Origin of the sequence: Hymenobacter defluvii (genome assembly GCF_017589435.1) — a bacterium.
Lineage (GTDB): Bacteria > Bacteroidota > Bacteroidia > Cytophagales > Hymenobacteraceae > Hymenobacter > Hymenobacter profundi.
Window position 1 is genome coordinate 144,685 of the sequence record NZ_JAGETX010000006.1, and the last position, 14,418, is coordinate 159,102.

Here is a 14,418-nt window from a genome sequence, read left to right on the forward strand (position 1 = left end):
TCTTCGTAAGCGCTATGCTTTCACCTACTAGCGCCTCCCCAATGAAGCCAGCCGAAGCTAATGGGTCACGACGACAGATGTCAGCAAATACCCGCAAGCAAGTGCTGAGAATGCGGAAAGCGTCACCGTCATTCACCAGTAACTTAAAACGGTTAGGTGAGTTCTTAAGCGCTAGTGGATAAAACTTCAGTACATATACATGATGCTCGTATTGCTCTGCTTCTACCACATATCGTCGGTTTTTCCGGGTTCGAAACGTATAATAGTGCGTACAAACCAAAGGGCCGCCCTGTTGGGTCGGCCCTTTGCGATACGTAAATGGGTAGCCTTCACCCGGCTGCCGGGGTTCAAAGGAGATAGGCATAGGCATTACGGCGCAACTTTAGCAACTCTTCCTCCGAAAGCGTTTCAAACTTAAACTGCTTAGCGTACTCGCGGGCCTGCGCCAACCGCTCTTCTTTGGTCAGTTTGGGAGTAGTCGCTGCACTTGATTTTTCTTTGTCGGCAGTGCCCATAGTTCTAGTTATTCAGTGAGAACGGGTTCACTTGTACTACTGTAAAGATACTGGAAAAGGTTCAGCAAGTTTCTTGTTTTGCTGGTTGGCGCTGGCAAGCTCCGTGGCCTTTTGCGTCTTGATATTAGTTAAGACTGGTACCGATGGCACCAGCCCGTCGAAACAACCACCCCGATACCACCCAAATACCAGCAAACACAGTATTAAGCACAATTACCCACAAAACCCCTAGAGTAAGCTCCGGCCACCAAATCGATAGCGCCACAAACGGAACGGCGAACTGCGTAAGTGCCGCGGCAAACATAGCCTTGGCCATACCCATTGGCTGGAGCTGCGCCACAACGGCCCCAACGAAGCCAACAGCCAGCACGCCGATATACAGCAGGTTGGCGGGGTTGTCCTCACTTCCGATAAATCCCACGGCCAGGTTGCCCCACACGAGTAGGAACGTTGCCGCCACCGCTACCCCGGCGGCCAGCCTGTAAGCGCCGTTGCGGGCCGTGCTAGCGACCAATAGATACAAGAGACCAGCGCCCAGCAACAGGATGCCAGCAATAATAAAGTTGGCTAAAGTCCAGACTATTCCGGTGGTAAACTGAGCTACCACGAAGGGGACAAGCAAGAGACACAGGGCAACCAGTGTCAGAGTCAAAGCACGTTTGCTGAGGGCCATGATGGTAGGGTGTTGAAAGGTTGGGGTAGAAAGTAGCGTACCGCGCTATAGGCTAAGCCAACTGCCGATTGGTAGCAGCGCCCGTCGCGCTGGCGCGGCGAAACAGCACACCCGAAACGGCCCAGATAGCGGCAAAAGCGCCATTGGCTACCAACACATTCAGCAGCCGTACGTGCGGTTCGGCCGCCTCGCCCGACGGTGTCCAGACGAACAGCGCTATGGCTGTGACCACCACATAGGTAATGGCCGCCGCAAACATGGCGTTGGACATGCCCAGGGGGCGGAAGCGCGCCACAAAAGCCCCAAGTAAGGCCACGGCCAGCACGCTGCCGTAGAGTAGGTTGGCGGGGTTGTCTTCGCTCCCGACAAGTCCCACCGCCAAGTTGGCCCACACCAGCAGCAGCCCCGCTGCCACCGCTACGCCGGCCGCTACCCGATACGTGGTCGTGTTGCCCATCCTGGCAATCAAAACAAACGTGAGGCCGGCGCCAAAGAGCAGGACACCCGCCGCAACGAAATCAAATGCATCCCAGGCCATGTCGGCAACAAACAGCTTTGCCGTCAGTGGGATAAGCAATAGAAGTCCTGTAACCAGCGCAACGCGCGCAATGCTTTTGGAGAGTGTCATGAGGGTAGAAAATTATATGTGAAATGAGTGAGGAAACACGCCTGAGAAGACTAGCTGGCAGAGGGTAATGGGTTAGTATCCGGTGCAGATTGCTTTACCTTATGTGCTAAAAAAGCGGGTACTAGATGTCACGCGTCGGCACGGCTTTTTACTGGTAGAGACGAGCGAAGGAGAGGCATGCACAAGCGTCATGCAAAGGATGTAAAAGAACTTTGTATTTCAAAGTAATGATAAAAAATTTGTTTGACATCAGTTAAGAACGTCATCCTCAGGAAGAAGTATAGTACGTCGGAACTCCTGTACGCACAAGCGTAAGAGCGCAGTGAAAAGCAATATTGGCATAACGCTTCTATAAACTCCCCCTAGCCCACAGCGTATGGACTACCCTCACCTCCATCTGCTATACTATGCCTACTCCCGCCGAAAAAGAGCAACTGCAACAAGAGCGTCACGAACTACTGGAACAGATAACCGACTGGCTGGAAACGCCGATGCTGGTGCTGGGCTTTGTGTGGCTGGTGCTGCTGGGCGTGGAGCTGATTTGGGGCCTGACGCCTGCCTTGCAGGTGCTAAGCAACGGCATCTGGGTAGTGTTTATTCTGGACTTCGCGCTCAAATTCTGGCTGGCGCCCCAGAAGCTACCGTTCCTGAAAAACAACGTCATCACGCTGATTTCCCTGGCGGCGCCGGCGCTGCGGCTGTTTCGGTTGGCGCGGGTGTTCCGGGCAGCGCGGGCGGTGCGCGGGCTACGGCTGGTGAAGGTAGTCGGCTCCCTGAACCGGGGAATGCGGGCGTTGTCGAGCAGCTTCGGGCGGCGCGGGGTAGGCTACGTGCTTGGTCTCACGGGCGTGGTGCTGCTGCTGGGCGCGGCCGGCATGTACGCCTTTGAAAACCAGGAGCCCGGCGGCCTCACCACCTATCCCGAGGCCTTGTGGTGGACAGCCATGGTGCTCATCAGCCTGGGTAGCGACTACTGGCCCCGCACACCCGAAGGCCGAGCGCTCTGCTTTCTACTGGCGCTGTACGGTTTCACGGTATTCGGCTACTTCACGGCTACCCTGGCCACGTTCTTCATCGGCCGCGATGCGGATGATGGTGACGCTGAAGTAGCCGGTGCCGCGCAAATAGCGGCGTTGCACGAGGAGTTGCGGCAGCTGCGGCAGGAACTGCGTAGTGGGCAGTTTGCGCCGCCCGCAGTGCAGCAAGGGGTAGGGGAGGTAGGACGCGCAGGTAGCGAATCTGCGTAGCCTGCCGGTGCTGCTCGGCCGGATTTCTACTCCGGCTGTGATAAGGTAAGGGGGTTATAATCCCCGTTACAGAAAACGACGTGGCTGTGCATGAGTTGCTACGGCAACTCGTGGATTACAAATCCACTAGCTCATCGCAGCCGGATTGTAAATCCGGCCGAACAAGTCGAACAGGGGTATATTTACACTGTTTTCTAACATCATTGAAAAGCAAAAGCGGCCGCCCTACCACGGTAGGGCGGCCGCTTTTGCTTTTTGTAACTACTTACTGCGCGCCCTTATACGGCACGCCCATGTTGTAGAACATAAACGCCCACTTGTCGGTCTGCTCGCTGATAACCTGGGCCGTGGAGCGGCCGGCGCCGTGGCCGGCTTTCGTCTCGATGCGGATGAGCACTGGGGCCGAGCCTTTCTGCATTTCCTGCAACCGCGAGGCAAACTTGAACGAGTGCGCGGGCACTACCCGGTCGTCGTGGTCGGCGGTGGTAACCATGGTGGCGGGGTAGGCGGCCGGCTTCAGGGCGTGGTAGGGCGAGTATTTGTAGAGGTACTCAAACATCTCCTTCGAGTCTTCGGCGGTGCCGTAGTCGTAGGCCCAGCCGGCGCCAGCCGTGAACTTGTTGTAGCGCAGCATGTCCAGCACGCCTACCGCCGGGAAAGCCACTTTGCACAAGTCGGGGCGCTGCGTCATCACGGCCCCGATGAGCAGGCCGCCGTTCGAGCCGCCCGAAATGGCAAGGTAATCTTTGGAGGTGTACTTGTTCTGCATCAGGTACTCGGCGGCGGCAATGAAGTCGTCGAACACGTTTTGCTTGTTGAGCTTGGTGCCGGCCAAGTGCCAGGTCTCGCCGTACTCGCCGCCGCCGCGCAGGTTGGGCACGGCATAGATGCCGCCGTTTTCGAGCAGCAGGATATTAGAGGTGCTGAAAGCCGGCGTCAAGCTCACGCCAAAGCCTCCGTAGGCATAAAGCAGGGTAGGGTTCTTGCCGTTCATCACCGTGCCTTTTTTGTAGGTGATGATCATCGGAACCTTCGTGCCATCCTTAGACGGGTAGAACACCTGCTTCGACTCATACTTAGTGGGGTCGAACTGCACGTTGGGCTTCTTATACAGCGTCGATTTGCCCGTGGCAATGTCGTACTTGAAGATGGTAGGCGGGTAGATGTAAGACGTGAACGTGTAGTACGTTTCCTTTTCGTCGCGCTTGCCGCCAAAGCCGCCTGCCGAACCCACCGAGGGTAGGTCGATGGCGCGTTCTTTCTTGCCATTCAGGTCGTATTGCTCAATCAGCGAAGTAGCATCCTTGAGGTAGTGCGCGAAGATTTTGCCGCCCACAGTGGAAATATCCAGCACGTTCTTCGTCTCCGCAATCAGGTCTTTCCAGTTGTCGGAGGTAGGCTTGGCCACGTCCGTTGTCACCAGCCGGAAGTTGGGCGCGTTCAGGTTGGTGTGGATGTAGAGCTTGCTGCCCACGTTTTCCACAATGCTATTCTGACTTTTCTCGTCGGCCACCACGGGCACAATGCTGCTGTTCGGCTTGCTCAGGTCCTGCACGTACAGCTCGTTGCCGGTGGTGGTATTGGCGGCCGTGATGACCAGGAACCGCTCGTCTTCGGTGAGGTAGGCGCCAATGTAGCGGCGCGGTGTTTTGTCGCCACCGAAAATCAGCTTATCCTGGCTCTGGGGCGTGCCCAACTTGTGGTAGTAGAGCTTGTGGTACTGCGTGAGGCCGGCCAATTGGCTGCCTTCCTTGGGCTTATCGTAGCTGCTGTAGTAGAAACCGTCGTTGCCCTTCCAAGCCAGGCCCGAGAACTTCACGTCTTTCAGCGTGTCGCCTACCATGGCCTTGTCGGCGGTTTTTAGCACGATGACCTTGCGCCAGTCGGAGCCGCCCTCCGAAATCTGGTAGGCGGCCAGGCTGCCGTCTTTGCTGAAGTTGAGGCCGGCTAGCGAGGTAGTACCGTCTTTCGAGAACTGATTGGGGTCCAGAAACACTTCGGGCGCGCCATTGCCTACCTGCCGGTAAAGCACCGACTGGCTTTGCAGACCCGTGTTTTTGGAGAAGTACGTGTACTTGCCTTCCTTGAACGGGGCGCCGTATTTCTCGTAATTCCACAGCGTTTCGAGACGCTTGTTGATGGCCTCGCGGTAGGGAATCTGACTCAGAAAATTCTGCGTCACCTTGTTTTCGGCCTGCACCCAGGCTTTGGTATCGGCGGCCTGGTCGTCTTCGAGCCAGCGGTAGGGGTCGGCCACATTGGTGCCGAAGTAGGTCGTTTCGGTATCGACCTTTTTGGTCTGAGGGTAGGGTAGCGTTTTAATGGCAGTCTGACTGTATTGGGCGTACGCGGATGAGCTAAGCAAGAGCGCAGCCAGTGAGGTAGTAAGGTGTTTCATAGGGTAGCAGCTAGGAGAAAGAACAGGCGAGGAAAAGCTCCGAAAGCGAAGAATACACGCGACAGACAAAACGGATGGCCAGCGGCACGGCGCATCAAGATAATGATCCGGCGGCTTTTATCGGATGCCCGCTGGCTTGCGTATGCGGCAATAGACACTTCTCTCTTGCATATGCGCACTTGGCACGTTGGCTGTTCTGGCTACCACTATCGGCATTGGAAAGGCGTATTCTACCCCGACAAGTTCCCGCAGCGGCGCTGGTTCGAGTTCTACAGCCAGCACTTCCGCACGCTGGAATTGAACGTGACATTTTACCGCTTTCCGCAGCTGTCGTTCATGGAAAGCTGGTATCAGCAGAGTCCGCCCGACTTCCGGTTTTCGGTGAAAGCGCCCCGGTTGATTACGCACTACAAACAGTTTCACGACACCGCCCAACTGCTCGCCGATTTCTACGGCACGGCCCAGGAAGGACTACAGGAAAAGCTAGGCCCCGTGCTATTTCAGTTGCCGCCGCGCCTTAGCTATTCTGAAGAACGCCTGGAGCGCATCATCAGCAGCCTCGATCCAGCATTTCAGAATGTAGTAGAGTTTCGGCATCCCAGTTGGTGGTTGGGGCACGTGTACCAGGCGCTTGCCCGGCACAACATCGCCTTTGTGGGCCAAAGCCACCCCGCTCTACCCGACGAAGTGGTGACGAACACCGGGCTCGTGTACTACCGCCTGCATGGTGTGCCGGAGCTGTATAAATCGCCCTACTCCGAGGAATTTTTGAGGCGGGTGATAACTGAAATCCAAGCAGTGCCGCACGTGCGCGAGGCCTACCTCTACTTCAATAACGACATCGACGCGTCGGCCATCGGCAATGCCCGACAGATGCAGCAGCTTGTGGGGGAGTGAAACGGGCTAGCTGCACTTCCACACCAGCCATGCTACCACCGCTACCAGTAGCATCGAGCCCAGCCGCAGCGCCAGGAACACCCAGGCTGGTAGTTCGGGGTCTTTCGGTATTTTAAACATGGTGGGGAAGGTGTAAAGTCGTTGTCATCCTGAGTGCAGCGAAGGACCTTCTCACGTTGAAACGATCTATTGAATGACGAGCATGGTAACGACTCGTTCCGACGTGAGAAGGTTCTTCGCTGCACTCAGGATGACAGCTAAAGAAAACGCGCTTTAAAACGTAACTGGTCCCGCAGGCTGGGCCAGCGTGTGCAGCAGCCAGTGAATATCGCGCAGCGTCACGGGGTCCGTAATCGCCTCGTCCTGCTCGAAACGCAACACCAGCGCGCCAGGGTAGGGCGGCTCGTCTTCGTCGGCGGGGGCCAGGGTGATGCGGGCCGTAGGGTGGCGCACCAGGGTGATGCGTGTCTCTGGCGCGGCCAATAGCTGCGTCAACTGAGGCGCATCGTTGGTTTTCACGATAAAGGCATCATCGATTTCGGGGTAGCCCAACTGGGCGTCTTCCATACCAAACAGCTTCCCGATTTCGTGTACCCAATCCTGCTCGTGCAGGGCAAAGCGCAGGGAAGTGGCGGGCGGCACCAGGGCCGTGAGGCTGGTGGTAGCAAACCCACCCTCAAAGCCGCCGCCCAGATCAATATCCAGATACAATACGGCTTCGAAATCGGGCAGCACCAGGCGGGCTCTGTACTCCAGCAAATCGGGCTGGCTGCTCATATCGGTGGCTACCTGCTGCCACAGAGCATCCTCGGAAGGGGCATAAAACGTGCGAATTTCTTGCATTATGCGGTAGAACAAGGCCTCCCGGCCGGGGTGGCCGGGTATAGCTGTGTACTGTTTGCCGGACTTCAGGGTTTGGTTGGGCGGCACAACCCAGCTACCCGTGGCGCGTTAGCAGATAGCATGAGCCGTGCTTTCACCAAAGAAGATGATTCCCTCGAAATCCCCATCATTCCGCCCCGTGCCGCCCTACCCCCTGGCACGCCCAACTATGTAACGCCCCAGGGTCTGGAGCAGCTGCGCACCGAGCTGGCCGAGCTGGAAGCCACCAGAACCCGCGCCGAGGCCAACCGCGACAACGACGCCGACCGCACCCGCCAGCTTACCCTACTCAACGGGCAGTTGCAGGCCCTTAACGCCCGCATTGCCACGGCCAAGGTAGTAGACCCCCACCAGCAACCTGCCAACGAGGTACGCTTTGGGGCCACCGTGCACCTGCGCACGCGCAGCGGCGGCAAGCCCGGCACCGAGCGACAGTTTACCATTGTGGGGGTAGACGAGGCCTCGGTGCCGGCCAATAAGTTTGCGTTCATCGCACCCATTGCGCGGGCCGTGCAGGGCGCCCAAGTCGGGCAGACCGTCACGCTGCGCTTGGGGCCGAAAGAGGAGGTAGTAGAGGTAATAAGCGTGGCGTACGAGTAGGCATCGCCCTACGATAAGCACCAAGGATGACAGGCGTTTTCTAGTATCTACAACAAGCGGTTTACCTTAATACCCCTTCGACACATCCACTGAGTTTTCCAGCTCTTGTTTCCGTTGAAACCGGTGCAGGTTGCGCAGGAACTGGTCTACCTTGGCGTCGTTTTCGCCGGGCTGGTTGCCGCCGGTGTGCTGCGTCAGGATGACGTGGGGCATGGTCCAGAGCGGGCTGTCGGAGGGTAGGGGCTCTTGGGCCGTTACGTCGAGCACAGCGCCGGCGAGGCGGTTGGCGCGCAGGGCGGCAATGAGGGCGGGTTCGTCGGTGGTGTTGCCGCGGCCTACGCTGGCGTACACGCTATGCGTGGGCATGGCCTCAATCAACTCAGCAGAGAAGAAACCGTCGGCGCTGCCGGGTAGGCAATTCACCACGATGTCGGTGTTGGGTAGGGCAGCGCGCAACTCATCTTTGGAGTGCAATTGAGCCCGTGGGTCGGTGCGGGCGAGCAGTTGCACGTGACAGTTGAAACCCGTGAGCTGCTGTTTCACTGCCTGTCCAATGGTGCCCGAACCTAAGATAATCACGCGCTTCTCGCGCAACAGTCCTAGGCGGCCCTGCCAGGAGCCGCGGTGCCACTCCTGGCGCCCTTGCAGGGCCAGCAATTCGGGTAGGTGGCGGTAGTGGGCCAGCAGCCCGGCTACCATGGTTTCGGCGCAGGGCCAGGCAAAGTAGTCGCCCATGTTGGCTACGGGGTAGGAGGGGCGTAGGTCCTGGTAGCGTTCAAAGCCCGCCGAGTCTATCTGCCAGAATTGCAAGTTGTTGGGTTCGTGCTGGGCAAACCACTCGGGTGGCGGGTTGCCCAGCAGCAGCTCAGCCTTTTGGAAGGCCGCAGCTTCCTCAGATTTTTCCAGTTGGGTGCGAAATACCGCGTGGACATCGTCGGGAAGTTGGTCGATAAGGCGCTGACGCTCGGGCTCGGTGAGCGGGGTGTAAACGAAAAGGTGCATGGAGAAAAGAAGGGTAGTGGAAGGTCTTCTAACGAAAATCTGCCTAAAACATCTGACCAAAGCAACGACTTTACCCGTAAACAACCCTGTAATTCAATGGCAGAAGCTTCTGACTTCCCTTTTGATGTTGAGCAGATCAACCGCCTGCTGCACGAGCGGCGCAGCATGCAGCCCGTGCAGTTTGCACCGGGCCGCATCATCCCCGACGAAATAATTCAGCAACTACTGGAAAACGCCAACTGGGCGCCTACCCATAAGCGCACCGAGCCGTGGCGCTTTATGGTGTTTAGCGGGGCTGGTTTGCAAAAGCTCGCCACGTTTCAGAGCGAAATATACAAGCAGCACGCCGGGGAGAAGTTTCAGCAGGCCAAGTACGAAAAGCTGGCGCAAATGCCGCTGCTGTCGTCGCACGCTATTGCCATCGGCCTGAAGCGCACCGACGAGGTGCCCGAGGTAGAAGAAGTGGAAGCCGTGGCCTGCGCCGTGCAAAACCTACACCTCACGGCCACCGCCTACGGCCTGGCCGGTTTTTGGGGTAGCGGCGGTGTTACGTATGTGGAAGATGCCAAGCCCTTCTTCGGCCTTGCGCCCACCGACCGCCTACTGGGCATATTCTGGCTGGGCTACCCCAAGGAAGGCGCCACCGCCCGCAGCACCCGCAAGCCCATCGCCGAAAAGGTGACTTGGGTAAGAGAGTAGGTATTTTGTCCTACCAAATAGTTTGTCATCCTGAGCTTGCGAAGGACCTTGTCACGTTGAATAATGCTGCCTAAACGACTCGTTCTGCCGTGATAAGGTCCTTCGCAAGCTCAGGATGACAAATAAATAGCTAGTAAAAGCAAAACGCCCCGACTACCTATCGTAGCCGGGGCGTTTTCATTGAAGTAAGCCTGCGCTTAGTTAGTCCTTCTTATACTCTTTGTAGCGCTTAGGATCGGTCTTTTTATCCTTTTTGCGGCCCACAGCACCACCGGCTACCGTACCAGCGGCACCACCAATAATAGCGCCTTTGGTGCCGCCTAATAGGGCCCCGCCCACTACGCCAGCACCACCACCAATGGCGGCACCCTTGGCCTTTTTACTCCAGCCTTTCTTTGGCTTATCCTGCGCTTGCGCGGTGGAAATAGTGGTACCTAAGAGGGCAAACACCAGCAGACTGGCAAGGAAGAATTTGAAGAATTTCATGGTCGTTGAAGTCAAGTTAGAAATGGGTGTTTCCAGAGGCTTAAACGGCCAGATAAACCGGGTGGTTGCGCTACTAACGGAGGAGCTTAGCCGATACGCTGGTGTTCGTCATTTGCACAGGTTTGATGGAGCCGTCGGCGTTGAACTCCATGCGGTCGATGCAGGTGACGCGGTGGTTGCCATTGGTTTCGCCCAGCGGACGGCGGTGATACACAATGTACCATTCATCCTTGCCCGGCACCTGCATCACGGAGTGGTGCCCCGCGCCAGTGGCAATACTCGGGTCCTGCTGCAAAATCTTGCCTACCCGTTGGAACGGCCCAAACGGCGAATCGGCCACGGCGTAGGCCACCGAGTAGTTCGGGCCGGTCCAGCCGCCTTCCGACCACATGAAGTAGTACTTGCCACCGCGCACAAACATAAACGGCCCTTCTACATACTGCTGGGGCGTGATTTCGCGGAACGTGTTGCCGTCTTCAAACGGCACGAACCCCGTAAAATCGGACTTCAGCTTGGCAATGTTGCAGTGTTTCCAACCGCCGTAAATCAGGTAGTGCTGCCCATCTTTGGGGTCTTTGAACACAAACTGGTCGATGGGCTGCGCGCCGTTGTGGAATTTATCGACCAACGGCTTGCCCAGGTAGTCTTTGTATGGCCCGCCCGGCTTGTCGGCCACGGCCACACCGATGCCGCCGGTCTCCTTATCGCTCTGAATGTCGTTGGCTCCGAAGAACAGGTAGTAGCGCTTGTCTTTCTCGATGATGGCGGGCGCCCACATGGCCTTTTTGGCCCATTTCACGCGGGTGGTGTCCAGAATGGCGGGGTGTTTGGTCCACGTCACGAGGTCGGGTGAGGAGAAAGCGTCGAAGAAAATCTGGTCCTCGTACTTCGCTGAGTAGGTAGGATACACCCAGTATTGTTTCTGAAAAATAGCGCCTTCCGGGTCGGCGTACCAGCCGGGGAAGATGGGGTTGCCGGCCCGCCGGTCGGGCTTCTGCTGCGCGCTGCTGGCCTTAGGTTTCTTGGCCGTTTTGGTTTTTTGGGCAAACGACGGACCGCTTAACAGGAGCAAGCAGACGGGAAGCAGGTATTTTTTCATGAATTAAAGAATAAGGTAGGGATTGGGGCCTCAAGATACGCTTTCGAAGAAAAGAAGCGTGTATAGGGGTGAAAGCTGCATCCAGGTGAAGTTAAGCGGCATAAAAGAACAAAACGTCAATATAGCAGAACGTCCTTTCGACCAGCGAGAGAAATCTCTCGTGCTGGTCGAAAGGACGTTCTGATGCTGTGCAGACCCGAAACCTACTTCACGTTGGTGGCACCCACGTCGCCGGTATTTTGGGTGGAAGATGTGGTAGGTGCGGGACTCTTCACGTACTTATCCAGCCAGCTATTCATCTCCCACAGCATGTGCAAGATATTCTCGCGGGCGGCGTAGCTGTGGGCCTCAAAGGGTAGCACCACGTAGCGCACGGTAGCGCCGTGGCCTTTCAATGCGTTGTAAAATCGCTCACTTTGCAGCGGGAAGGTGCCCGAGTTGTTGTCGGCCTCGCCGTGAATCAGCAAAATTGGCGTCTTGATTTTGTCGGCGTAGTTGAAGGGCGACATGGCCTGATACACCTGCGGCGCCTGCCAATAGGTGCGCTCCTCCGCCTGAAAACCGAAGGGCGTGAGCGTGCGGTTGTAGGCGCCGCTGCGCGCAATGCCCGCTTTAAACAAGTTGGAGTGTGCCAGTAGGTTAGCCGTCATAAAGGCACCGTAGCTGTGGCCCATCACGGCCACGCGCTTGGGGTCTACCACACCCAAGCGGGCACCCTCATCGATGGCCGCTTTGGCCGAGGCCACCAGCTGCTCGGTGTAGGTGTCGTTGGGTTCCTTGGTGCCTTCGCCCACAATCGGAATGCTCACGCCCTGCATCACGGCATAGCCCTGCGTCACCCAAAACACCGGCGACGACCACCCGAACCGCGTGAACGTGTAGGGCGAGCCGCTCACTTGGCCGGCGTCGTTCTTGTCTTTGTACTCGCGGGGGTAGGCCTCCATCAGGGTAGGCAGAGGGCCGTCTTCCTTTTTGTAGTTAGGCGGCAGGTAGAGGTTGGCCGTTAGGGCCACGCCATCGGGGCGCTTGTATTGCAGCACTTGCTTTTTCAGGGAGCCGATGGTGGCGTAGGGGTTGGGGAAGCTAGTGAGCGGTACCAAGCGGCTGTTCTGGCGCAAGTAGTAGTTGGGCGGCTGCGTGGCCGATTCGCGCCGGGTCACAAACTCGTGGCGGTCGGCATCCAGCATGGTCACGGGCACCTCGTAGTAGGGTGCCGCCGAGCGCCACCAGCGCTCCGTCTGGCGGGTTTTGATGTTCATCTGATCCACAAAAGGCCGGTCGCCCTCCGGGGAGCTGCCCTGCCCCAGGAGGTAGATGGCGTCGCCGCTTTTGCCCGTGAACAGCACTGGGTAGCCGGCTGCGTTGCGGTGCTGGGCCGGCGTGCCGGGGTCGTGGTAGGTGTCTTGCGAAGAATGATCAAACAGCACCGTGGGCGTAACGGTGGGGGCACTGGGGTTCACTATCCAGGTCATTTCCTTGCGGTCGGCCCAGCGGTAGCCGTTGGCGAGGGCCAGGGTGCTGGTGCCCCACTGCATGCCGCGGTAACGCAAGGGCAGCTCGGCCAGCAACTGCGTGGTGCCATCGAAAGGCGCCGCCAGCATAAATACTTTGTCGTGTACCGGCACGTCTTTTTTCAGGTTGCCGCCGTCCTGAGCTTCCGCCCAATACAAGGTAGCGGGCGCATCGGCGCGCCAGTTGTGGCCCCGCGGCCCAACGGGCACCGCATCAAAGGCGATGGGCACGTTATCAGCCAAGGGCAAATCCACGAGCTTTTTGGCCAAGGTGCCGTCGATGTTCAGCACGTCTACCCGCTGCGGGAAGCTGCTCACCGGCAAGGTGTAGGAGTAGGGCCGGTGACGAGTTTTCACCAGCACAAACCGGCCGTCAGGCGAGGGCTTGGCCGATTCGATAACGCCTGGCGAGCCCAACGGCTGCATCCGGCCGGTTACCTCCACTTTCACTACCTGCGCCGTGGCGTAGTAATCAAAGAGGCGCTCATCGGCAGGGTTTTTCAGCAAGTCTTGGTACGTGCGGGCCGCCGCTTTGCGCCCCGTGTTTTCCTGCACAATGGGACCAGTGGGCGCCACATTGGTGGCAGGCGCCTCGCCCCGGCCGCCTACCACAGCCGTGGCCAGCAGCGACTTGCTGTCGGGCGTCCAGGTGTAGGAGTCGCCGAAGGCGCTGTTCAGAAACAGGTTGGGGACCAGGCGAGCCGAGGCCGCCGCCACATCTACCAGCCACAGCTCCACGTGCTTGTCGGTGGTGTTAGTGAAGGCTATTTTGGTGTTGTCCGGCGACCAGCCTACCTCGCTGATGCGGGCCGTTTTGGGTAGGCCCTGTACTAGCAGCTCTTTGCCATCCGGCAGGCGCTTGAGGCGCAGGCTAGTGGAGTAGCTTACGCGGCTGGGGCCGTTGGTACGCGGGTTCAGGCGTAGGCCCGCAATGCGCAGCTCTGGCTGCGACAGCTCCTCGATGGTAGGCATGTCCTGCACGTCCATCATCAGCATCCACTGCCCATTAGAAGCAAAGCTGACCCGGGGGGTAGGAGCGGCCTCCACCAGATCCACAATGGCCTTGGGGGGCTGCTGATAAGAGGCATCCTGGGCCGCCACCGTGAGGGTGCAGCACGCAAAAGCCAGGGTGGTGAGTAGGTGCAGTTTCATAGCGGGTAGAAAGCTGGAAAGGAAGAAAAGCCAACGGCGAAGCTACTGAACGAAAAAGCTGCCGAAGACACTATAGGCTTGGTAAAGATAGAAACAGTGGCGCTACTCTCTATTTCTTTTTTGCGGAAAGGCTTCTGCCTGAGCTTCTAACCAAGGTAGAAGCCACTGCCAGCCAGGCAATGTTGCCCCAATGCGCGTATGTTCAGGCTATGAAAGAGCTGCTTCTTACCCCCGAAAGCTTCCGCCTGGATGGTCGCCTATGGCTGCAAGGCCCCACCGACCGGTTTATGGGCATTGGTCGGCTAGAGCTACTGGGCCATATTGCCGAGACAGGTTCGATTTCCAAAGCCGCGCAGGCCATGGGCATGTCCTATAAAAAGGCTTGGGACCTCGTGAGTTCGATGAACGCGCAGGTGAACACACCGTTGGTAAGCACCCAAACCGGCGGCTCGCACGGGGGTGGAACAGTACTTACGCCGGCTGGTCGGCAGGTATTGGAAGTGTTCGGCGCTGCGCAGGTGCGCTTTCAGGAGTTCATCCGCCAGGAAACCGAGCGGCTGCTGGGGTAGGAAATAGCTGGCGCGCCAATCTTCGGCTGTAAAATGAAAAATAGCAGATGCGCCACGCGT

14 protein-coding genes are annotated in these 14,418 nt (G+C 57.9%); 5 read left to right on the forward strand and 9 right to left on the reverse strand.

Going from position 1 to position 14,418, the window contains the following annotated elements:
• Positions 1-347: 347 nt before the first annotated feature.
• The 3 genes from J4D97_RS12480 to J4D97_RS12490 all read right to left on the reverse strand — a co-directional run bounded on the left by J4D97_RS12480 (position 348) and on the right by J4D97_RS12490 (position 1,816).
• Positions 348-515, reverse strand: coding sequence for a hypothetical protein (locus J4D97_RS12480; RefSeq protein WP_208307851.1), 168 nt, complete (start codon positions 513-515; stop codon positions 348-350).
• Between the two features lie 124 nt (positions 516-639).
• On the reverse strand, positions 640-1,188 hold the full coding sequence (locus J4D97_RS12485) for a hypothetical protein (RefSeq protein ID WP_208307852.1): 549 nt from the start codon (positions 1,186-1,188) through the stop codon (positions 640-642).
• Positions 1,189-1,240: 52 nt separating this feature from the next.
• Entirely contained in the window at positions 1,241-1,816 is a 576-nt protein-coding gene (locus J4D97_RS12490) for a hypothetical protein (RefSeq protein WP_208307853.1), read from the reverse strand.
• A 407-nt stretch (positions 1,817-2,223) separates the two neighbouring features.
• On the opposite strand from J4D97_RS12490, the gene J4D97_RS12495 reads away from it, so the two are divergent.
• Entirely contained in the window at positions 2,224-3,063 is an 840-nt protein-coding gene (locus J4D97_RS12495) for an ion transporter (RefSeq protein ID WP_208307854.1), read from the forward strand.
• A gap of 265 nt (positions 3,064-3,328) precedes the next feature.
• On the opposite strand, the gene J4D97_RS12500 is transcribed toward J4D97_RS12495, so the two are convergent.
• Positions 3,329-5,461 carry a prolyl oligopeptidase family serine peptidase gene (locus J4D97_RS12500; protein WP_208307855.1) on the reverse strand — a complete coding sequence of 711 codons (2,133 nt, stop codon included), beginning with the start codon at positions 5,459-5,461 and terminating at the stop codon, positions 3,329-3,331.
• A 171-nt stretch (positions 5,462-5,632) separates the two neighbouring features.
• Between J4D97_RS12500 and J4D97_RS12505 the strand changes: the two genes are divergently transcribed.
• Positions 5,633-6,358 carry a DUF72 domain-containing protein gene (locus J4D97_RS12505; protein ID WP_208307856.1) on the forward strand — a complete coding sequence of 242 codons (726 nt, stop codon included), beginning with the start codon at positions 5,633-5,635 and terminating at the stop codon, positions 6,356-6,358.
• Between the two features lie 273 nt (positions 6,359-6,631).
• Here the strand turns inward: J4D97_RS12505 and J4D97_RS12510 are convergent, their stop codons facing one another.
• On the reverse strand, positions 6,632-7,201 hold the full coding sequence (locus J4D97_RS12510) for a hypothetical protein (protein WP_208307857.1): 570 nt from the start codon (positions 7,199-7,201) through the stop codon (positions 6,632-6,634).
• Between the two features lie 120 nt (positions 7,202-7,321).
• Between J4D97_RS12510 and J4D97_RS12515 the strand changes: the two genes are divergently transcribed.
• Positions 7,322-7,840: a GreA/GreB family elongation factor gene (locus J4D97_RS12515; protein ID WP_208307858.1), complete on the forward strand. Its 519-nt coding sequence runs from the start codon at positions 7,322-7,324 to the stop codon at positions 7,838-7,840.
• 66 nt (positions 7,841-7,906) lie between these two features.
• On the opposite strand, the gene J4D97_RS12520 is transcribed toward J4D97_RS12515, so the two are convergent.
• Positions 7,907-8,842, reverse strand: a complete 936-nt coding sequence (locus tag J4D97_RS12520; protein ID WP_208307859.1) for a D-2-hydroxyacid dehydrogenase — start codon at positions 8,840-8,842, stop codon at positions 7,907-7,909.
• A 96-nt stretch (positions 8,843-8,938) separates the two neighbouring features.
• On the opposite strand from J4D97_RS12520, the gene J4D97_RS12525 reads away from it, so the two are divergent.
• Positions 8,939-9,541 (forward strand): nitroreductase family protein, encoded by a 603-nt coding sequence (locus tag J4D97_RS12525; protein ID WP_208307860.1) that lies wholly within the window; start codon positions 8,939-8,941, stop codon positions 9,539-9,541.
• A gap of 201 nt (positions 9,542-9,742) precedes the next feature.
• On the opposite strand, the gene J4D97_RS12530 is transcribed toward J4D97_RS12525, so the two are convergent.
• The 3 genes from J4D97_RS12530 to J4D97_RS12540 all read right to left on the reverse strand — a co-directional run bounded on the left by J4D97_RS12530 (position 9,743) and on the right by J4D97_RS12540 (position 13,789).
• Positions 9,743-10,027 (reverse strand): YMGG-like glycine zipper-containing protein, encoded by a 285-nt coding sequence (locus J4D97_RS12530; RefSeq protein ID WP_187321446.1) that lies wholly within the window; start codon positions 10,025-10,027, stop codon positions 9,743-9,745.
• Between the two features lie 73 nt (positions 10,028-10,100).
• Positions 10,101-11,126 carry a glycoside hydrolase family 43 protein gene (locus J4D97_RS12535; protein ID WP_208307861.1) on the reverse strand — a complete coding sequence of 342 codons (1,026 nt, stop codon included), beginning with the start codon at positions 11,124-11,126 and terminating at the stop codon, positions 10,101-10,103.
• A 203-nt stretch (positions 11,127-11,329) separates the two neighbouring features.
• Positions 11,330-13,789: a prolyl oligopeptidase family serine peptidase gene (locus J4D97_RS12540; RefSeq protein WP_208307862.1), complete on the reverse strand. Its 2,460-nt coding sequence runs from the start codon at positions 13,787-13,789 to the stop codon at positions 11,330-11,332.
• A 209-nt stretch (positions 13,790-13,998) separates the two neighbouring features.
• On the opposite strand from J4D97_RS12540, the gene J4D97_RS12545 reads away from it, so the two are divergent.
• Complete coding sequence (locus J4D97_RS12545; RefSeq protein WP_208307863.1) at positions 13,999-14,358, forward strand: winged helix-turn-helix domain-containing protein; 360 nt, start codon at positions 13,999-14,001, stop codon at positions 14,356-14,358.
• Positions 14,359-14,418 lie beyond the last annotated feature (60 nt).